Origin of the sequence: Paenibacillus sp. ALJ109b, assembly GCF_010747435.1 — a bacterium.
In the GTDB taxonomy this organism is placed as follows: Bacteria; Bacillota; Bacilli; order Paenibacillales; family Paenibacillaceae; genus Paenibacillus; species Paenibacillus taichungensis.
In genome coordinates, this window is the sequence record NZ_JAAIFP010000015.1 from 86,286 (window position 1) to 106,659 (window position 20,374).

Sequence of the window (20,374 nt, forward strand, 5' to 3'; positions counted from 1 at the left end):
ATCCCAGTTAATTTTACTGAATGATGAGAGCCTTTGTCAATTGAATGATTTTAGCGTTTTAAAGGGGAAAACGACGGGATTACAGGCCATCAGAGCCCATAAACCCGCGTAAACCGTACAGTTTAACTGTATGCTGTACCCTTTATTAATCCATCAGAAAAAATGAATTATTTTTTGAATTTTCTGTGAAATGATTCCGGACGTTCACTATTCACACCAAAATGATGCAAAATCGCATTGACAATTCTTTCCGAAGCATGTCCATCACCATACGGATTGGCAGCCTGACTCATGCTTGCATACAGTGTTTCGTCTGTAAGCAGAGCTTTGGTCCGCTCATATACACGTTCCTCTTCGGTACCCACCAGCTCCAGTGTTCCAGCCTCAATTCCTTCCGGACGCTCCGTTGTATCCCGAAGGACAAGAACAGGCACACCAAACGAAGGCGCTTCTTCCTGCAAACCACCTGAATCTGTCAAAATCAAGTGAGTATGCGGGTAAAAGTTATGCAAATCCACCACGTCTAGTGGATCAATAAGTTGAATACGGGGGTGATTCCCCAAAATCGCGTGAGCCGGCTCCTTCACAGCAGGACTTGGATGCACCGGATACACGATGGCAATATCCTCAAACTCGTCGGCAATCCGTTTGACGGCCTGGAAAATGTTACGGTGAGGCTCGCCTTGGGATTCACGGCGGTGAGCTGTCATCAGCACAAGACGCTTGCCCTGTGCCCAATCTAGTACCGGATGTGTGTAATCCTGCCGTACTGTATATTGAAACACATCTGTTACCGTGTTGCCTGTGACATACGTACTAGACTCCGATTTATTTTCTTTGGCAAGATTGGAAGACGACCAGTCCGTAGGCGCAAAATGCAAGTCAGCAAGCACTCCGGTTAACTGACGATTCATTTCTTCCGGGTATGGAGAGAGCTTGTTCCATGTGCGAAGACCTGCTTCCACATGACCCACCTGGATCTGCTGCAGGAACGCAGCATAGCTGGCTACAAACGTTGTCAGCGTATCACCGTGAACCAGTACGATATCCGGTTTTGCTTCTCGCAAAACCGGCTCCAGGCCTCCCAGCACACGAATTGTAATTTCATTCAGCGTCTGGCGATCTTTCATCACATCCAGATCGTAGTCTGGATGAATATTGAATACTTCAAGAACCTGATCCAGCATCTGACGATGCTGTGCAGTAACGCAAACGATCGATTCAATAGATTCGGGATGTTTCTGCAGTTCCAAAATAAGCGGAGCCATCTTGATGGCTTCCGGGCGCACCCCGAATATCGTCATGACTTTAATTTTCTTGGACATTGAAGCAAAGCCCCTTTTCTATAAGTTCATGTTCAAAAAGTCCGGTTTTCAGTACCAAGAATATGGAATGAAGGTAGAAATGGAGTAGCGGAGCGTAGGGAAAACTACGTGAGCAACGGACATTTCGGCTGAATTTCATATTCGATGTCGATGATGCCCTTGGGCATCCTTCGTAATCAAAATTGGACTTTTTGAACAACCTCTTACAAAGCATGCGATATGCTTATTTAGTGCCGTATAGACGGTCTCCTGCATCTCCCAGTCCGGGAACAATATAGCCGTGATCATCCAGACGGTCGTCCAGTGCAGCAACGTAGATGTCTACATCCGGATGCGCATCCTGAACAGCTTTTACTCCTTCAGGAGCTGCCACCAGGTTCATCATTTTGATTTGCGTGCAGCCGCGTTTTTTGAGCACGTCAATAGCAGCAATGGCAGAACCGCCAGTTGCCAGCATCGGGTCGATGACAATCAACTGACGCTCTGTAACGTCCGTAGGCAGCTTGGTGTAGTACTCAACAGGTTGCAGGGTTTCCGGGTCACGGAACAAACCTACATGTCCAACTTTTGCCGCTGGCAGCAATTTAACAACACCATCCAGCATCCCAAGGCCCGCACGCAAAATCGGAACCAGCCCAAGCATACGTCCAGAAATGACTTTTCCTTGTGTTTCAGCTACTGGTGTCTGTACATCAATAGTCTCCAGCTCAACATCTCTTGTAATCTCATAAGCCATCAGTGTAGCCACTTCATCCACCAATTCACGAAAATCTTTCGTATTCGTACGCATGTCGCGTATAAACGTCAGTTTGTGTTGAATCAAAGGGTGATCACATATTACTAATTTTCCCATCTAATTTGTCCCTCCGGTATGTTCTTCATGTTCAGCATTACCAAATATGCCTAATCATCATTCATAGGCCCCGATAAATCCTGTATATTATATCATCACCTACACCGAATTACACCATCAAAGGGCACTCAATCATTACAGAAAACCGAATCCTATAAAAATAGGACCGGAAAAATGAGTCATCCGGTCCTTTTTGCTCTCGCTGTTATGTCGCCTGAGAAAATGAAAATGATGCATACAATGGCACTCCGCAAACAGAATGCACCTCCGATCGCTGTTATCCCCAGATTTTTTTGATTCCCCTTAATAAGGGGAAAATCCGGGGATAAAGGCGAGCGCTACGCTTCTACGGCTTCATTCTGTCCGCTACGTTGTTTGTATCCCATTTAAAGAACACTCAGATACAAACACCATGAGCAAGTTTTTTTAGTATTTAAGGTCAGTGTACAGTGGGAATTGGTCGGTGAGCGCCGTTACTTCCGCACGGGCTTCGTCCAATTTAGCTGCATCTTTAGGGTTCTTCAATGTTTTGGCAATGATCTTACCAATAGCTACCATTGCTTCTTCGTTCATACCACGGGAAGTAGCTGCAGGTGTACCGATACGGATACCGCTCGTTACAAACGGGCTAGTCGGATCAAACGGAATTGCATTTTTGTTCACGGTAATGCCGATGGAATCAAGTACATGCTCAGCTTCTTTACCTGTGATATTCACGCTGCGTGTGTCGATCAGCATCAAGTGGTTGTCTGTACCACCGGATACGATGTTCAATCCTTCAGCAATCAGCGTTTCAGCCAATACTTGTGCATTTTTTACCACGTTTTGTGCATACGTTTTGAACGAAGGTTGCAATGCTTCACCGAATGCTACCGCTTTGGAAGCAATCACGTGCATCAGAGGTCCACCTTGGGAACCCGGGAATACCGCTTTATCAATCGCCGCTGCCCAAGCTTTGCGGCACAGAATCATACCACCACGAGGTCCACGCAGCGTTTTGTGTGTAGTTGTCGTTACGAAATGCGCATGTGGAACCGGGCTTGGATGCAAGCCTGCAGCTACCAGTCCTGCGATGTGAGCCATATCCACCATGAACAAAGCACCTACATCATTGGCGATGGAAGCAAGCTTTTCAAAATCAATGATACGCGGATATGCACTTGCACCTGCAACGATCATACGAGGGCGATGTTTAAATGCCGCTTTGCGCACTTCATCATAATCAATCAGGAATGTATCTTCTTGTACACCGTAAGCCACGAAATTGTACAGCAATCCGGAAGCGTTAACCGGGCTACCATGTGTGAGGTGTCCGCCATGCGCAAGGTTCATACCCAGAACGGTATCACCTGGTTTCAGAGCCGCAAGGTATACTGCCATGTTCGCTTGTGCACCGGAGTGAGGTTGAACATTCACATGTTCTGCTCCAAACAATTCTTTGGCACGATCACGCGCGATATCTTCTACGATATCAACATGCTCACAACCACCGTAGTAACGTTTGCCCGGATATCCTTCAGCGTACTTGTTGGTAAGTACAGATCCCAATGCCTCAATAACCGCTTCGCTTACGATGTTCTCGGACGCGATCAGCTCAATGTTGTTTTGTTGACGTTTCAGTTCAAGATTCATCGCTTCCAGTACTGCCGGGTCATTCTTGCGCAATTGTTCCATGATTAAATTCCTCCAGTTATAAGTGAAGTTATAAAGCGAAACTACAGTGGTTACACTCCTGACTTCGATTGCATCACCATCTTCCGATCGCTGTTATCCCCAGATTTTTCTGAACTCCCTTATAATAAGGGGGGAATCCGGGGATAAAGGCGAACGCTTTGCTTCTTCAGATTGGTGTTGCACTCTCCGTTTTCGTGTAAAGTCTAATTTGGCTTTATATAGGTTGAAGATATCAGTCACAAAATGTCGAATCTGGTTGCTCTTCCATACGATACACTGCACGCTCGCCACCAATCAACTTTGGACGGGTCAATGCTGTAGTTACACGAGCATCACCGATGTAGCGGAGTGCTGTCCGGAAGGGTACTGCCACATGCCGCAAATGCATGCCAATCATCGTCTCCCCAATATCCAGTCCCGCATGGGCCTGCACATGTTCAGCCAGGCATGGATCGGTCAGCGAGCGATACGCTGCGGATGCCATGGAACCACCTGCTTTGGGCACAGGTACTGCACCCACTTCAGTCAATCCAAGACGTGTAAGCAGTGAACGCTCCATAACCAGTGCACGGTTCAGGTGCTCACAGCATTGGAATACAACATCAAAACCGAACTCCTGCTGCACCTCGCGTATACCCGCAAGAAGCTGCTGCGCTACTTCAACCGCACCGCCTGTACCAATCCGTTTGCCTGCGACTTCACTTGTACTTGTACCGATCACAACGATCTGTCCAGTTCCAAGCTGTCCGGCAAGCGCCAGTTCACGCAGAATGGATGCGGTCTGTTCATGCAATCCGGGTTGTTCCGAATCTAACTCAATAGTCATCCTATCGCCTCCCGATAAAATCATGCCCGGCTTCCTCTTGGCTGCCCTTGGTATTCTTGCATGGCATTTCAGGTACTATTATAGCGAATAATCAGATGAAAGACGAAAAAAAGAGCAGTCTGCGGGTAACGCAGAATTGCTCTTTTGCCCAGGCGACCGGCCGTTTGTTCCGGTGCTCCATCGTGGTTATGCCCACTTCGTCGCCAGTTACACCGGATCCCTGTTTTCCCATCCATCATAAAACAACCTGCGTTTAAAATCAACGGGTAATTTACATCCCGTGTACGTTTTTTATATGGTAATCCATCGGTAGCTGGGAATGATTAAACGAATCCAATTAATCCAGCTTGTCCAAAAGTCTGTCGAGCGCGGTCCGAATCTCTGCCGCAGCTATGTTGTAATCGTCGCGGCTGCCGCCAAACGGGTCGGAAATATCAAAGCTCGGAATCCGCTGTCTGATCTCGATTGCCCGCTCACGTTCAGATGCCAAAATCTCCTGACCTAGCGCACGTTTCATCTCCAAGGTCGCAAACAGGCTGTCCAGTTCCTGAAGATCATTCAGGACTTGCTCGTCATTTTCCACATACTCTTTCAAGGTATAGGTCTTGTGTACAGAGTCGGGAAAAACCTGTATTACATGCTGTTTATGACTGCGTGTCAACGTGAGAATCAGATCGGCCCAACCGACCAGGTTGGAGCTAAGGAGCGTCGAATGAGGTGGTCCCTCCACGTTGTGATCCCTTAATACGGCCTCCGCATGACGGGAAATCGGCATGCCCGTTGTGGCGGCTACACCTGCGGAACGAACGTCCACCTGAATGCCCCGCTCAGACGCCAGTTTACGTAAAAGTCCCTCCGCCATGGGGCTGCGACATGTATTCCCTGTACATACAAACAAAATATGTTTCATTGTGGTTAGCCTCCCCATTTTGCAAATGTTGTCGAATCATGTTTGAAACTAATTCTGAACCAATGAACCTCTTAACTATATATTGAAGACTTCACTAGGCTGTAATCATGGTTAACGTCGTTTTTTAAAATATAAACAAAAGTCCAAAAGCGAGCAAGATCGCTCCGCCAACCGCTTCCCCGTAATCGCCCATGTTTTTGCTCACACGCCGTCCCAACAGCAGACCCATAACGGACATTGCTCCACCACAGACACCAAAAGCCAGCACCGTTAACACCAAGTCACTGCTGAACATGCCGAGCGAGACTCCAACGGAGAACGAATCCACGCTGACACTCAGTGAGAACAGAATCACACCGAGCAGAGATCGATGATCCACCAGTTTGGTGTCTCCCTCCCGGAATGCGTTCAAAATCATATGGGCGCCCAGCAGGACCAGCAGACCGCCAGCTGCATACGTCGTAATGTCACCAAGCAGGGAACTGACGTATTTGCCTGTATACATGCCGATGAGTGGCATGATGATGTGAAACAGGGCCGTTACGGTACTGATTCGCAATACGTCTCTCAGACGAATACCCTTCATGCCAATCCCGATGCCGAGTGAGAACGCGTCGAGTCCGAGAGCGACGGCCATAATCAAAATGGTTACCAACTGCCCTACATGGGCAGACACATCCCACATCCCCATACCCCCAAGTCACGTAAAGGTTCTTGTACACCATATGCGGACAAGAACCTAAACATGACCTGAGAAGGCTTTTTGCATGGCTGGCATTCAAAGAATGAATGGCTAGTCGTGGCTAGAGGGCAGGTGCCAGAGGGGAATATTCATAGCGATATTATGGAAAAAGGGAGCTATCGGTTACCGACCTGAATAAGTCGGTGACCTGCCGCCTTGAGCAGCCGGTTCATGACGGCTGCTCCCAGCCCTTCGCGCGAGCAGGCTTCAGCCACAATATATGTGGCCCCCTGCTCATCGCAGCTGCGCAGCGCGGCGTACAGCCGGCGCGCTGCTTCCTCCAGCTCGCTGGCTTCGCCCAGCGAGAACACGGCATCGGCGCGGTACTGCTCCGCGTGCTCGGCGAACGCCAGCACCGCGGTGCGCTCCCCGCGCTGCGCCGCCTCTGCGAGGGCGGCGCTGATCCAGGCCGCCACCGCTGCGGGCGGCCCCTCCACCACGCACAGCGCACCTGTGGGCGCGTAGTGCGTGTACTTCATGCCCGGCGAGCGCGGCGCCGGGCTGTCATCGCCACCGGGCCCCTCGGCGAGCAGCGCCGGGTCCGTGGCGACACGGGCGGCAACGGCGGACAGTTGTTCCGCCGTAATGCCGCCAGGGCGCAGGATGGTGACGGTACCGTCGTCACCGACCTGCACCACCGTGGACTCGACGCCCACCCCGGTGGGGCCGCCGTCCACGATGCCGCCGATGCGGCCTGCCAGATCCTCGCGCACATGTGCGGCGAGAGTCGGGCTTGGCCGACCGGAGCGGTTGGCGCTCGGCGCAGCGACCGGGCATTCCGCCGCCGCGATCAACTGCAAGGCCACCGGATGATCCGGCATCCGCACGGCCACCGTGTCCAAACCAGCGGTTACCCGCGGGGATACCGCCCCTGGCCTAACCGGCAGCACAAGCGTAAGCGGCCCCGGCCAGAAGGCCGCCATCAGGGCCTCCGCTGTGTCATTCACTTCTGTGACCAGCGAATCCAACTGGTCACGCTGTGCAATATGAACAATCAGCGGATTGTCTGAAGGCCGTCCTTTGGCTGCAAATACAGCTTCCACCGCAGCTGTACTGCGAGCATCTGCACCCAGACCGTAAACCGTCTCGGTTGGGAAGGCCACGGTCTGTCCTTGACGAATACAGGCTGCGGCATCCTGTAAGTCAGCGAGGGCCTGTTTATACGTACTGCCTTTTCCCACATCATCCGTATTGTCATTGGCTAACAGTACATTGACATCCCACATACTTGTAACCATTTTCTCTGTACTTTCATCGTTCTCCATACCTTTCATGGAAGACTGATGCAATTTCTCGTTTTCTCTCATCATGTATCCATCATTCCTAAACTTCAGTAGGGTAGTTAATGCAAGACATCCCGCTTCCGCGATGCCTTCTTCGCTTATGTTTTCTGATTCCTATAATTATAACATATCTGCTCTGCCCGAGGATGCGGTCTGAATCTTACCAGCGATTAACATCACATAGTCTTTGACTCGAACCCATAATAAAACAAAAGGGCACTTCCCTGAATCGAAGTCCCCCCTGATAAAGCTTATATCTAGCACCATGTTATGCAAACAATCCCGTTACCCAATCCCACAATTTGATCGCCATATCCCACAGGAAGAAACGTGCTTCCGGTGTAGCTGTCTGCACAGATGCTTGTGCGTCTCCAGGCTCCGCAGCTGCTGATGCTGATGCTGTTGCAGGCTTCGCCAGCGCATCACCTGTTCCTGCATCTATGAAGCATAATGGTGGAAACAACACACACCACCAATTCTGACCTTCACCTTTTCCCAGTGTTATACGCACTGCTTCGTAATCTCCAGCAGGATATACGGTACCACCATATAATTTGGTTGGAAACGGAACTAGCCCCAGTTCCACCTGATATGAATAGGTTAAGCCACGATTGGCAAGCTCTTCTCCCACACGATCCTCTATTTCAGATAGATGCTGACGAATGACCCCACGCGCTTCTTCCAGACTTTGCGGATTCTCCAGTTCGGTTACCCACTCATTCATTTGGGCAACGACGGCGTCACGAATCTCGCGTTTGACCAATTGATCTCCCGCTGCATCCGAGTTTGCGAGAATACGCAAACGAATGGATTGTTCCGGAATCGCTGTGGCCGCCACAGCTGCATCGGTTTTCTGACCTTCCCACATCATAATAATCATCATAAGACATACAATTATAAGTCCAATTTGTTTCACGATTCTTCTGCTCATTCCATTCTCCCCCTCGGCTCCCGTGATCATGATCCCTGTAACTCTCTCATGTCTATCAGTATGCCCGGAAGAGACGGAAGTAAACCTGCTAGACTACAAATCTACTAAAATTTTAATAGGAGGGTAAGACATAAAACGAAAGGACTATTATCTCGCTCATGAAACTGATGAAATTCAAAGAAGCGCCTGCCTACGGAACGCTTGTCGGCTGGCACTTCTTTGATAAATCTAAAACTCTAACCTACCCTTGATGTCCCAATTAGCATACTGTTTGAATGCCCTTGCTTCTCGGCTACTTATTCACCCGAAAAGCTTCCCAAGCCCCGCCAACCGAATTGCGACTCGCGACAAGTTTACCGTCATTGTTCAGATCACAGGTCACATACAGGTTATTGGCGAGTGCCTGCAATGCGATTGTTCCATCACCCAGATCCACACGATTGAACTTCTCCCATTGCTGAATGGTTGTGGCTTTTGCGATCAAGGCACCACCCAGATTAACATCTGCTGTGACATATTTATTATTGATTTTGGACTTGAGGGACACCGTTCCATCGGAGTTCGTGATCCATTCAAAAAGCTCCCAGTCTCCTGCCGTCGTCCGATTGGCGACTAGCTGGTCATTGCCTTGATTATCGGCAGAGACGATTTGCTGATTGGCTTGAGCAACCAGATAGTTGTACCCACTTGGATTCGGAGGCTGCACCGTTCCCCCACCCGTAACCTCTGAATATACGGCCTGAAGCAGCGCACCTGAGCGGTCATTGCTGTACTCCCAGAACATGATGCCACCCAGATTGCTGTTTTTCACATATTGCACCTTCAGGCTGAGCGATTGCGGGTCATCATAGGAGATAAAGGTATTTCCATTAAACAGATAAGGAGCTTGGGCACTGCTGTCCCAGTATCGTGTATATCCGTTTTTATTCAAATATTGACTGACAATAGTGTTGTAGTCGGGTTCAAAACCACCGGAACCGGGCCTGTCCAGACCATTGTTCGAATTCTGAACCCCAGTCCAGGCCCGGCCATAAAAGGCTCCGCCAATGACCAGTTTGTTCGCGGGAACACCGCTATTTCTGAACAGATTGACCGCAGACGTTACACTAATATCTCTTCCGGACAGATTCGTATGATGACCTGTGGTTGCATCCCAGGTTCCATGAAAATCGTAAGTCATCAGATTGATCCAATCGAGCAGAGGCGTGATATTATTGATCTCCACACCGTTCAGATAACTGCTGCTCGCTCCGGCGGCAATGGTCAGCAGATATTGTTTGCCATTAATCTGTCCTTGAGCATTGAGCTTCTCACGCACCTTCGAGAGCAGTTGTGTGAAGTTTTGTTTATCCTGCGGCCGCGCAGTTGTACCAGCAGCAGGGTTGGTCGGATATTCCCAATCCAGATCGACGCCATCCAGGTTATTAGAGGTTACCAACTGCACAATGCTGTCGGCAAATGTTGTGCGTGAGGCGTCCGTTAGCGCAGCGTCTGAAAAACCGTTAGCTCCCCAGCCACCAACAGACAATAACACCTTCAGATCAGGGTTTCTGGATTTCAATCCAACCATCATTTGCAGTTTGGTACGATCTGAATTTGTAATTGTTGCTTTGCCGTTGGAGATGAGAGCGAAGGAATAATTGATATGAGAGAGCTGTTCTGCCTTGATATCATTCGCGGTCCAGTTGGCCCAACCAGCCACATAAGCAATAATTTTCTTTGGAAGAGGAGCTGCGTCCGCTTGTTTAGCTGGTCCAATGGCAAATGTTGAAACGGTTAGTGCAAAAGATAAAAATAAGAGCATAAACACTTTTACAAATGAAGGGGTCGTACCCACTCGATTTAGGTTCATCATATAACTCTCCTTTGGGGTTTTAATTTTAGGAATTCAGCAGCAGCCTCACATTTTGGTTAGCAGGAGGATCACGCCCTGTACTCCCTACTGCTTCTCTCGTTAATGCCGCTGAAAGAATATGTTCGTTGATCCACATCGCTTTTCACCCTTTCTGTTTCAATCAAACTCGAATTAAAGGAAGCGTTTACAATTTAATGTAATCGATTTCATTTATAAGAAAAGAAATCTGGTTCGCTGAAATTCATGGATGAAATAAATAGATTCGCAGAAAAAAGTAGGCTAACTTAAAAGGATCATAGAATGTTGAGCTGAAGGGCAATGGATATCAAAGGTTCTTTATAGCTGAAATATTTTGATATTCTAGGGAAGAGTACACCAGTTTAATTACGGTTACATTCATCATTGGCATGACTGGGTGTATGGATGAGGAGTAGATTCATAACGACTTTCAAAGTATCGATTACTGTCTGGTGTAGAGTATAAGTAGCAGGTAAGTTACTGATATAATCTAGTTAAAATTAGGATAATACAGAATTGAAATATTTGTCAATAAAAATTAAATTTGTCATTCTTCTAAAGCTACAAATTCACACAACCTTAAAAACAAAAAAGATCTTCACCTGACTGCCGCAGGCAAAGATCGGATTAGCAAACAAATTACTTACTGCTCCATAACATACTTCAACACCCTCTGAATGGGAAGATGGATGTCCATGGCAGAGTTGAATCATACCAAAGTTTAAGATTACGCTGTTGTCTTTTCCTTTTTGACCATACTCCATAAACGTTCCAGCAAGGTAGGTCGTTGTTCTCCCATAAGAAGCTCGTCCTCGTCTTCCTGACCATACAATTTAATGCTCATCACCAGCCCGATACATGCCATATTAATGAGCAACGAGGTGCCTCCATAGCTGATAAACGGCAGCGTAATGCCCGTAAGCGGCATCAGCCCGAGGAAAGCGCCAATATTTTCAAACACCTGATATAACAGCATGCCGATAATCCCTACAATCACTACAGGTCCTGCCCTGTCTCTACATTGTAATGCGATTAACACCATACGATGAATGAGGATAAAATACATTAAGAGCAGAACAGATCCACCTACAAAACCAAACTCCTCAGCAATGACCACAAAAATGGAATCTGAATATGTATACGGTACACGCCCCGATTGGACAGATGTCCCCTGCATGTAACCTTTACCTGTTATTCCTCCCGAGCCTATGGCGAGACCCGCATTTTTCGTATGCCAGGAAGCTTTCGACGTTGCTTTATCCGGTACAAGCCAGGGGTCAATCCGCTCGGCCCAGTGCTCCCGGTTCGCCTTTTCCAGAAAGGTGAAAATCTCATCGTGATACGACGTATATGCTTTGACGAATCCAAAAAAGGTGATCCCCACAATAGCAAGAGCAATTAATGCATGAGACCACTTGATATTCCCTATCCATAACACAGCGACCAGAATCACGATGTATCCAAGGGCGTTGCCCAGATCATTCTGAATCATTACGAGTGCAAAGGGGACGAATGTCCATAAACCAATGGGCACGATGTCTTTCCAGAAATGAAGCGTAGAATTTTTTCTTTTGACCAATACATGCGCCAGAAACAGAATTAAGATCATTTTAAACAATTCTGCCGGTTGAAAAGAAAGATAATCATTAATCTTTATCCATCCATTCGCATTATTGATCGTGCCGCCTATAAAGTTGACAAGAACCAGTAGAATGATCCCCACTGCGTAAATATAAAATGCATATTGGATATACAGTTTATAATTCACTAATCCAATACCAATGATGGCTACGAATCCAATCCCGTAAAACAGCAAGGTTTTGATATGATGATTGCCCAATTTCGGATCGGACTGAATCGCACTGTACACCGTAAATACACTCATAACCATAAGCAGCAGCAACACAAACAGAATAACCCCGTCCATCTTCTTCAGCATTCTCAGCATGTTCCCACGTATCCCCCTGAGGTTTAATACCCAATAATTATTTCCATTAGTCTTTAATATTACCATTGTATAGAATTGGAAGACAAATTGGAAATCCGTCAAATAAATAACGAAAAACCCTGAGACCCACAGATCCATCTTGCTCTGATCTGTTGATTCCAGGGTTAGCTTATATCGTATTCACTTGCAAAGAGTCTGTCCTAGGATCAAAACTATTGCTCCTGCTGTGTTGATTTGCGTCTGAATAGCTTCAATACCAGTTCCGTAATGCTTGGCTGTTCTGAGGAACCGAGAATATCCTCATTCTCTTCTGTATGCACTTTGATACTCATCACAAGTCCCATACTAAGCATGTTGAGAACAAGCGAGGTTCCCCCGAAACTGATAAACGGCAGTGTAATCCCTGTCAGCGGCATCAGACCAATGAACGGACCAATGTTGACAAAGATCTGGTAGAGCAGCATCGCTATAATACCGACAATGAGATATGGCCCTGCCCTATCCTTACATTCCAGTGCAATCAGCACCAGCCTGTGGATCAAGATAAAGTAGAGAAGCAGCAACACCGATGCTCCAACAAAACCAAATTCTTCACCAATCTGCACAAAGATCGAGTCCGCGTAGGCCAGCGGCACCCGATTCGACTGAATCGTGGTACCTTCTAAGTATCCTTTACCACTAATACCTCCAGAACCTATAGCCAACTTGGCATTGTAGGTCTGCCATAGCACGTCCCTTGACGTCTGATCCGGTACAAGCCAAGGGTCGAAACGATCTGCCCAGTGAGAGCGACCAATGTCCTTCAGAAATTTTACAATTTCATCATGGTAATGAATATAGGCTTGTGTCCCACCGATCAAAGCGGCCACCGCTATGACAAAACCGATCAGGGCATGCGTGAATTTGATATTACCTATCCAGAGAAGCCCTACTAGGATAATGACATAACTCAGCGCATTCCCCAAGTCATTTTGAAGCAAGACGAGCAGCAATGGGGGAAGCACACAGAGTGAGATCGGGATGACATCTCGTCCAAAAAACAACGGCCTGTTTTTCTTCCTCGCCAGAAGCGCTGACAGAAAGACAATCAGACATAGTTTGAACAGCTCCGCAGGCTGCAAGCTCAGGCCAAATATGGATAACCATCCTTGAGCCCCATAGTACTCCTTACCGATAAACATAACAAGAATAAGCAATATCATGCCCACGCCATAAATGTATAGGTAATTTTTAATGATCAATTTGTAGTTAATCATGGACATTCCAAAAAACACAATAAAACCGATAATGTAAAAAATTACTGCTTTCTGGGGATAAGCCTCCCACTTCGGTCTGCCAAAGGTGGTACTATAAATCGACAAGATACTAATCGCCATCAGAATGAGCAATATAAACACAATGGAATAGTCTATTTTTTTGAATTTATGCAGCATGTAGTTATGTTCCTCCAAGCATTCAGCAATCTTCGGTATATCTCATTGTAGAGGATTTCACGGCAAAAAGAAAACCCGTGGAACCTTACATTTTCGTCACCTGTTCCGAAGTACGAACACCCAGTACATGCCGTTCGATGCCTGCAAGGTCCGGCACGACGATAATCTCCGGCCAATATCCGGCCGATTCAAGCAGAGCGGCGATGTCCCCAGCCTGACCTTGACCCAGCTCAAAACCGATGATCTGCGGCGGTGCAGGCAGCAGCGCCAGCTGCTCCAACATGATGCGGTACGGCCCCAGGCCATCCGGGCCGCCGTCCAGTGCCGTGCGCGGCTCATGATCGCGCACCTCGGGCTGCAACCCGGCGATATCCGCCGCCGGGATGTAAGGCGGGTTGGACACCAGGATGTCCACCCGCGCCCCAGCGAACGGGGCTAATAGATCGCCTTCACGGAAGTCGATCTGCACCCCGTTCGCGGCCGCGTTCCGCGCGGCCACTTGCAGGGCAGCCGCCGATATATCTCCGGCGCCTACCTGCCAGTGCGGGCGCTGCGAAGCCATCGTCACTGCGATGGCACCGCTGCCCGTGCCAATGTCGACGGCGAGCGGAGCGCCGCCGGGAAACACGCGGTCGGCTTCGCGCAGCACAGCCTCGACCAGCAGCTCGGTCTCTGGCCGCGGGATCAGCACGGCCGGCGTGACCTCGAACGGCAGCCCGTAGAATTCCTGGCTGCCGATAATGTACTGCGCCGGCTCACCTGCAGCCTTGCGCGTGACGGCGTCTTCCCAGCGACTACGAAGCTCGCTGGGAAAGGGCTCCGGCTGCATCATATAGTACGCGGCCCCTTCGCGGCCGAGTACATGTTCCAGCAGCAGCCGGGCATTGTTGTGCGGCTCGTACACGCCGCACTTCTCCAAAAAAGAGGAAGCCTCCACGAAGGCTTCCCGACAACTCTGTTCCGGCGTCATGACAAACTGCACGCGGGTCACAGCATTATTCTCCTCTATCCATCATATCCGTCTGCTCGGCAATCGTCAGCGCAGACACGATATCAGCAATCTCACCATTCATGATTTGATCCAGCTTGTGCATCGTCAAACCGATACGGTGATCCGTAACACGGCTTTGTGGGAAATTATAGGTACGAATCCGCTCACTGCGGTCGCCTGTACCCACTTTGCTCTTCCGTTCACTCGAAATTTTCGCTTCTTCTTCCTGACGCATCATATCGAAGATACGCGTACGCAGAACTTGCAATGCTTTTTCTTTATTCGAGTTCTGGGATTTACCATCCTGACAAGTAGCCACAATTCCCGTTGGAACGTGAGTTACCCGTACAGCCGATTTCGTGGTATTAACCGATTGTCCGCCGGCACCACTGGAACAGAACGTATCTACACGGATATCTTTATCATGGATTTCGATATCGAAATCTTCGGCTTCAGGCATAACCGCTACTGTGGAAGTAGACGTATGAATCCGGCCGCCCGATTCCGTTGTAGGAATACGTTGCACACGGTGTGCGCCACTTTCGTATTTCATTTTACTGTAAGCGCCGCGTCCATTAATGAGGAATACAACCTCTTTGAATCCGCCCAGATCATTTGTGTTAACGTCCATCAGTTCCACGCGCCAGCCTTGCGTATCAGCATAACGTGTATACATCCGATAGAGATCCGCTGCAAACAGCGCCGCTTCGTCCCCACCAGCTGCTCCACGAATTTCAACGATGACGTTTTTATCATCATTCGGGTCTTTCGGCAGCATGAGAACACGAATCAGATCGTCCAATTCTTTCTGGCGAGTGCTCAGTTCATCAATTTCCATTTTGACCATTTCACGCATCTCGTCGTCCAGCTTCTCGCCCTGCATTTCTTTCGCAGCTTCAAGATCCTGGCTCACTTGTTTGTACTCATTGTATGCTTCATAGGTAGGCTGCAGATCCGATTGTTCTTTGGAATATTCCCGCAGCTTCTTGTTGTCACTTGCTACATCCGGGTCACACAGCAGCTCGCTGAGTTTCTCGTAACGGTCGGCTAACGCCTGTAATTTATCAAACATGTATAGTCACCTCACGCGTTATTTTCGTTCCAGCATTTCAACATTCATTCGATTCCGATAGGCATTCATTCATGCGTTATCAGACCATTTATATTTCAAAAGGCACGGAGTTCACAGAAATCCCTGACCGTAACATTCATTTTATGATCGACGTATAACATCGCTACAACGTCATCAAATCCTTTACTTTTAAGTTATATAAAAGAAATCGCGTACCCGGTATAAAACCCGCTACAACTCATTAAGCCGAGCGAGAAATTTAACATAGGTATACGACTCTTAATTATAGCATATTCTTATGCTCCTGAATAGCAACTGTTTGCAGCATCTGCATCCAAATTATGATTTACTTATTTTAAGCAACCAGATTGATTTGCAAAAGACTATAAGAGCTCATCTCTCATGAGACTTCTTCCTTTTATTATATCCAGAGCGAGTAAACAATCCAGTAGGGCGTACAGGATATACAGACAATTTTATTGTTGGATACCTTAGGGTTATTGAAGATTATTCTTCGATATGTAAAAAGCCCTGCCATCTTCAAAAGAAGACGACAGAGCTGCTATACTCGTAAATTCAAGTATGTTTTCTTATCTAGACTATCGATATTAAACGTTGAAGCGGAAGTGCATAACATCGCCGTCGCTGACGACATACTCTTTACCTTCGAGACGAAGTTGTCCACGTTCTTTCGCACCGTTCATGGAACCGGCAGCAACCAGATCATCGTAGGAAACAACCTCTGCCCGGATGAATCCGCGCTCGAAGTCGGTGTGAATGACACCCGCTGCGCCAGGTGCTTTTGTACCCTTACGGATTGTCCAAGCACGAACTTCCTGTACCCCTGCTGTGAAGTATGTGTACAGACCCAGCAATTTGTAAGCCGCTTTGATCAACAGGTTCAGACCGGAATCCTCGATACCGAGTTCTTCCAGGAACATTTGTTTATCTTCGCCTTCAAGTTCCGAGATCTCTTCTTCCACTTTCGCACTGATCGGCACCACTTCTGCATTTTCAGCAGCTGCGAATTCTCTTACTTTTTGCACATAAGCATTGTTCGCCACATCACCGATTTCGTCCTCAGCTACATTAGCTGCGTACAGAACAGGCTTCAGGGTAAGCAAGTGCAGATCGCGCACGATCAGACGCTCTTCGTCCGTAAGTTCCATGCTGCGTGCTGGCTTGTCTTCGTACAGAACAGCCTTCACTTTCTCCAGTACTTCTACTTCCTGAGCAGCTGACTTGTTGCCGCCCTTCATGTTTTTCTTGGAGCGATCGATTTTTTTCTCGACACTCTCGATATCGGCCAGGATCAGCTCCAGATTGATCGTCTGGATGTCGCTTACCGGATCAATTTTGCCATCGACGTGTGTGATGTTCTCGTCTACAAAGCAGCGTACCACGTGTACAATCGCGTCTACTTCACGAATGTGTGCAAGGAACTTGTTACCAAGACCTTCGCCTTTGCTCGCACCACGAACAAGACCTGCGATATCTACAAATTCAAACGCCGTTGGTACCGTTTTTTTCGGTACAACGAGTTCTGTCAATTTGTCCAAACGCTCGTCCGGTACTTCAACGATCCCCACGTTAGGGTCAATCGTACAGAACGGATAGTTTGCCGATTCGGCACCAGCTTGTGTAATTGCGTTAAACAGTGTGGATTTACCAACGTTAGGCAGGCCCACGATTCCAGCTTTCAAAGCCATGTATATGACAACTCCTCATTGATTACTTGTTCGGTATGGATAATCCTATACATTATATATGACAAACCCCAAGGCATCAAGGAACTTCGCCAATTCGACCAGAGCACCATCCGCTTCCCGAAATCCACGGTTACTACGGATGATTCGTTTTGCGTAGATCATACGTTTGACTTAGATTATCCGTTTTTAGGTTTACCCTGTGATTTCCTTGTACATCGTCAGATCCGTTACCTCATACCCCATCTTGCGATACAAGCTGCTTGCCCGCACATTATGTCCAAACACATGCAGACCAATGCGATCTACGCCAAGACTCAAGGCTTCCCTTTCAAGTGCCTCCATCGTCTCTGTTCCATAGCCCTTGCCCCGATAGGCTTCTTCGACCACAATATCCAGCAAAAAAGCGTCTTTACCACGGCGGTTATCCGTAACGTTAAACCAGATATAACCCACATTCCCGTCCATGGCATGTACCAGATTATAGAGGTAAGCACCCGGTGTATTCAGCCCTTCAGGCAAATATTTGTCGTAGGATGCCTCCGCAAGTCCCTGAGCCTCTTCTACAGCCCAAGTACCCGCCTCCACTTTCTCTTCTGCAAAATCTTTAATCGAGCGAATACGGAAATTTGCATATTCTTCTTGATTCATTGGGATCAGTTCCATTGGTTTCCCTCCTAGTTCGAGTGTTCTATGTATGATCTTTTTGCACTCTATAGTATTGTATCTTGTTACACCATGGTCTGCATGATGCAATTCAAGCCAAATCCTATACAACTTTTAGTTACCTTAGTCTGTTTATACCTATATGAAAGAAAGGAGCAGATTACTTATGAATACACGTCGTCCCTTTTCAAAAAGGAAAATAATCATCCTATCTACAGTGATTCTCTTCATTGGATTAGTTATTTCTATGGGTTACCAGGCGCTTGACCCCTTCAGACATTTAAGGATCACGATTCACAATCAGTCCGATTATGATCTCTCTAATATCACAGCACGCGTGAGCAGCGGCATTGACTCGTTCAATACAAACAAAGAGGGTACTATATACACCTTAAAGAAAGGTGTACCCAGCGGTAAACAAGTGAAGTTCGCTCCACAGCTGCGACTCTCCGGAGAAGGATCCATCTATCTGGAGTTTACGGATAGCCGTGGTGAAACCTATAACGAGACGGTATGCGGATATACCGAATACTTGTCAGGCAACTCCTATGTGACTGTAACCAACGAAAAGATAACCGTGAAAGAAGAATGTATGTAGCCTTTCTCTCCCTGGTACAACAAAAAGAGGCTCCCCATACTCCATGACCTGGCGGGGTGCCACTTTTAACACGCTAAAGTTTTCAACTTGTAATGAATCACACGTTCTATTAGATCTTAATTGCACAGAATCGGCGGGGTAACGAACCACAGACGCTTTATACCCTCATTTTGCATGTCACATCATACGTTTTGCAGGAATAACGTGTCTAATGTTCGTTAGTCTATTCATCCCAAGCAAATCACATAATAAGGTGCATCCGGTTCGTTAGCTCAGCTTACACATATCCATATCGAATTTAACGCCGCTCCACCAGACGTGGCGTGCCTTGCAAATCCTCGACCTGCCCTGCACCAATGCCAAACATGACGGTACGCAGCTCGAATTCAACCTGTTCCAGACGCTCATTCAGCGCATCATCGGAAGCGACTGCGGATTCGAGCAACGATCGGCCGAATCCGGCTAGATCCGCACCAAGCGCAAGCGCTTTGGCTGCATCTACACCGTTATACAATCCACCGCTGCCAATCAGAACACCTTCCGGGTTTACCGCTCTCACTTCCTGAATACACTCCGCTGTCGGAATGCCCCAGTCTGCAAAAGCTTCTGCCGCCGCCCGGCGTATCGGATTACGGTTCCGGAACTTCTCGACCTGCACCCAGCTTGTACCACCTGCTCCAGCCACATCGATAAAGGCCACACCTGCTTCGTACAATCGCTGTGCCGTTACTCCATCGATGCCAAAACCCACTTCTTTCACGCCAACAGGCACGTCCAATTGCTGACACAAATCCTCAATTCGATGAAGTAATCCGCTAAAATCCGTATTGCCTTCAGGCTGGAAGATCTCCTGCAAACTGTTCAGATGAAGCACAAGCATGTCCGCTCCCGCAATCTCAACGGCCCGCTTAAAATCAGCAGTGTTGAAGCCGTAATTCAGCTGCACTGCGCCGAGGTTCGCAATGACCGGAATATCCGGTGCCCAGCGCCGCACATCGAAGGTGGCTGCCAGCTCGGGCTGTTCCACGGCAGCCCGAATCGAACCTACGCCGAGTGCCCAGCCTCGGGCGTTCGCCACACGGGCAAGCCGCTCATTGATGGCGCCCGTTGTTTTGCTTCCACCCGTCATCGAACTGATGAGCAGGGGTGTGCGCACCCTTTTACCAATAAACACAGTCTCTAGACTTACCTCTTCAAAATTCAATTCAGGTAACGGGTTATGACGAAAAGCATACCGCTCCATTCCGCTGGTTACCCCTTCTCCTGCAACATTCTCTTCAAGACAGAGGCGCACATGCTCCAGCTTCCGTTCCCCCGTAGCCACCTCGGGAAGCAGCCGTTCGCCGGCTCGCTCTTGTTCATTCATGATGAGACCTCCTTATGTGAGAATAGTGCTGATGGACAGGATAATTGCCAGTTTCGGCTATGTTCCGTTCAGGATTTTGCCCGATACAGCAGAGAGATTCTCAGAAATATTAATTCTAATTATGTAACGTACAAACGGTATGATTTGGATCTATATTATAAATGATATTCACACTCA

Annotated in this window: 17 protein-coding genes and 1 riboswitch; of the genes, 1 reads left to right on the top strand and 16 read right to left on the bottom strand. The window is 48.0% G+C overall.

The features are described from left to right. Positions 1-167: 167 nt before the first annotated feature. The 15 genes from wecB to G3352_RS16530 form a co-directional block, all read right to left on the bottom strand. On the bottom strand, positions 168-1,325 hold the full coding sequence (gene wecB, locus G3352_RS16455; protein ID WP_110000740.1) for a non-hydrolyzing UDP-N-acetylglucosamine 2-epimerase: 1,158 nt from the start codon (positions 1,323-1,325) through the stop codon (positions 168-170). A 223-nt stretch (positions 1,326-1,548) separates the two neighbouring features. Beyond that, the gene (gene upp / locus G3352_RS16460; RefSeq protein ID WP_053782842.1) at positions 1,549-2,178 is read right to left on the bottom strand and encodes a uracil phosphoribosyltransferase; all 630 of its coding nucleotides are present in this window, start codon (positions 2,176-2,178) and stop codon (positions 1,549-1,551) included. A gap of 426 nt (positions 2,179-2,604) precedes the next feature. Then, the gene (locus G3352_RS16465; protein ID WP_024632726.1) at positions 2,605-3,852 is read right to left on the bottom strand and encodes a serine hydroxymethyltransferase; all 1,248 of its coding nucleotides are present in this window, start codon (positions 3,850-3,852) and stop codon (positions 2,605-2,607) included. Between the two features lie 232 nt (positions 3,853-4,084). After that, positions 4,085-4,678, bottom strand: a complete 594-nt coding sequence (locus G3352_RS16470; RefSeq protein ID WP_076287587.1) for a TIGR01440 family protein — start codon at positions 4,676-4,678, stop codon at positions 4,085-4,087. 139 nt (positions 4,679-4,817) lie between these two features. Further along, positions 4,818-4,899, bottom strand: a riboswitch (ZMP/ZTP riboswitch). Positions 4,900-5,015: 116 nt separating this feature from the next. Continuing rightward, positions 5,016-5,588, bottom strand: coding sequence for a low molecular weight protein arginine phosphatase (locus tag G3352_RS16480; protein WP_163758066.1), 573 nt, complete (start codon positions 5,586-5,588; stop codon positions 5,016-5,018). 124 nt (positions 5,589-5,712) lie between these two features. Beyond that, positions 5,713-6,273, bottom strand: coding sequence for a manganese efflux pump MntP (locus tag G3352_RS16485; RefSeq protein WP_163758068.1), 561 nt, complete (start codon positions 6,271-6,273; stop codon positions 5,713-5,715). Positions 6,274-6,446: 173 nt separating this feature from the next. Continuing rightward, a complete protein-coding gene (locus tag G3352_RS16490) occupies positions 6,447-7,640 on the bottom strand; it encodes an L-threonylcarbamoyladenylate synthase (protein WP_163758070.1) in 1,194 nt (397 codons plus the stop codon). 241 nt (positions 7,641-7,881) lie between these two features. Then, entirely contained in the window at positions 7,882-8,544 is a 663-nt protein-coding gene (spoIIR, locus tag G3352_RS16495) for a stage II sporulation protein R (protein ID WP_163758072.1), read from the bottom strand. 292 nt (positions 8,545-8,836) lie between these two features. Further along, a complete protein-coding gene (locus G3352_RS16500; protein ID WP_240343103.1) occupies positions 8,837-10,399 on the bottom strand; it encodes a glycosyl hydrolase family 18 protein in 1,563 nt (520 codons plus the stop codon). A 745-nt stretch (positions 10,400-11,144) separates the two neighbouring features. After that, on the bottom strand, positions 11,145-12,365 hold the full coding sequence (locus G3352_RS16505) for an FtsW/RodA/SpoVE family cell cycle protein (RefSeq protein ID WP_163758075.1): 1,221 nt from the start codon (positions 12,363-12,365) through the stop codon (positions 11,145-11,147). A gap of 212 nt (positions 12,366-12,577) precedes the next feature. Beyond that, positions 12,578-13,798, bottom strand: coding sequence for an FtsW/RodA/SpoVE family cell cycle protein (locus G3352_RS16510; RefSeq protein ID WP_163758076.1), 1,221 nt, complete (start codon positions 13,796-13,798; stop codon positions 12,578-12,580). An 85-nt stretch (positions 13,799-13,883) separates the two neighbouring features. Beyond that, on the bottom strand, positions 13,884-14,768 hold the full coding sequence (gene prmC / locus G3352_RS16515; RefSeq protein ID WP_113053329.1) for a peptide chain release factor N(5)-glutamine methyltransferase: 885 nt from the start codon (positions 14,766-14,768) through the stop codon (positions 13,884-13,886). Between the two features lie 25 nt (positions 14,769-14,793). Beyond that, complete coding sequence (gene prfA / locus G3352_RS16520) at positions 14,794-15,861, bottom strand: peptide chain release factor 1 (RefSeq protein WP_063566965.1); 1,068 nt, start codon at positions 15,859-15,861, stop codon at positions 14,794-14,796. Positions 15,862-16,469: 608 nt separating this feature from the next. Next, positions 16,470-17,570 (bottom strand): redox-regulated ATPase YchF, encoded by a 1,101-nt coding sequence (gene ychF, locus G3352_RS16525; RefSeq protein ID WP_063566964.1) that lies wholly within the window; start codon positions 17,568-17,570, stop codon positions 16,470-16,472. Positions 17,571-17,762: 192 nt separating this feature from the next. Next, entirely contained in the window at positions 17,763-18,233 is a 471-nt protein-coding gene (locus G3352_RS16530; protein ID WP_163758078.1) for a GNAT family N-acetyltransferase, read from the bottom strand. A 166-nt stretch (positions 18,234-18,399) separates the two neighbouring features. On the opposite strand from G3352_RS16530, the gene G3352_RS16535 reads away from it, so the two are divergent. Beyond that, positions 18,400-18,831: a hypothetical protein gene (locus tag G3352_RS16535; RefSeq protein ID WP_163758080.1), complete on the top strand. Its 432-nt coding sequence runs from the start codon at positions 18,400-18,402 to the stop codon at positions 18,829-18,831. A gap of 298 nt (positions 18,832-19,129) precedes the next feature. On the opposite strand, the gene fni is transcribed toward G3352_RS16535, so the two are convergent. Next, positions 19,130-20,197 carry a type 2 isopentenyl-diphosphate Delta-isomerase gene (gene fni / locus G3352_RS16540; RefSeq protein ID WP_163758082.1) on the bottom strand — a complete coding sequence of 356 codons (1,068 nt, stop codon included), beginning with the start codon at positions 20,195-20,197 and terminating at the stop codon, positions 19,130-19,132. Positions 20,198-20,374: the final 177 nt, after the last annotated feature.

Bases quoted from the DNA above. Each gene is read 5' to 3' on its own strand.
- wecB (WP_110000740.1), bottom strand. From the start codon at position 1,325: ATGTCCAAGAAAATTAAAGTCATGACGATATTCGGGGTGCGCCCGGAA.
- upp (WP_053782842.1), bottom strand. From the start codon at position 2,178: ATGGGAAAATTAGTAATATGTGATCACCCTTTGATTCAACACAAACTG.
- G3352_RS16465 (WP_024632726.1), bottom strand. From the start codon at position 3,852: ATGGAACAATTGCGCAAGAATGACCCGGCAGTACTGGAAGCGATGAAT.
- G3352_RS16470 (WP_076287587.1), bottom strand. From the start codon at position 4,678: ATGACTATTGAGTTAGATTCGGAACAACCCGGATTGCATGAACAGACC.
- G3352_RS16480 (WP_163758066.1), bottom strand. From the start codon at position 5,588: ATGAAACATATTTTGTTTGTATGTACAGGGAATACATGTCGCAGCCCC.
- G3352_RS16485 (WP_163758068.1), bottom strand. From the start codon at position 6,273: ATGTGGGATGTGTCTGCCCATGTAGGGCAGTTGGTAACCATTTTGATT.
- G3352_RS16490 (WP_163758070.1), bottom strand. From the start codon at position 7,640: ATGATGAGAGAAAACGAGAAATTGCATCAGTCTTCCATGAAAGGTATG.
- spoIIR (WP_163758072.1), bottom strand. From the start codon at position 8,544: ATGAGCAGAAGAATCGTGAAACAAATTGGACTTATAATTGTATGTCTT.
- G3352_RS16500 (WP_240343103.1), bottom strand. From the start codon at position 10,399: ATGATGAACCTAAATCGAGTGGGTACGACCCCTTCATTTGTAAAAGTG.
- G3352_RS16505 (WP_163758075.1), bottom strand. From the start codon at position 12,365: ATGCTGAGAATGCTGAAGAAGATGGACGGGGTTATTCTGTTTGTGTTG.
- G3352_RS16510 (WP_163758076.1), bottom strand. From the start codon at position 13,798: ATGCTGCATAAATTCAAAAAAATAGACTATTCCATTGTGTTTATATTG.
- prmC (WP_113053329.1), bottom strand. From the start codon at position 14,768: ATGACGCCGGAACAGAGTTGTCGGGAAGCCTTCGTGGAGGCTTCCTCT.
- prfA (WP_063566965.1), bottom strand. From the start codon at position 15,861: ATGTTTGATAAATTACAGGCGTTAGCCGACCGTTACGAGAAACTCAGC.
- ychF (WP_063566964.1), bottom strand. From the start codon at position 17,570: ATGGCTTTGAAAGCTGGAATCGTGGGCCTGCCTAACGTTGGTAAATCC.
- G3352_RS16530 (WP_163758078.1), bottom strand. From the start codon at position 18,233: ATGGAACTGATCCCAATGAATCAAGAAGAATATGCAAATTTCCGTATT.
- G3352_RS16535 (WP_163758080.1), top strand. From the start codon at position 18,400: ATGAATACACGTCGTCCCTTTTCAAAAAGGAAAATAATCATCCTATCT.
- fni (WP_163758082.1), bottom strand. From the start codon at position 20,197: ATGAATGAACAAGAGCGAGCCGGCGAACGGCTGCTTCCCGAGGTGGCT.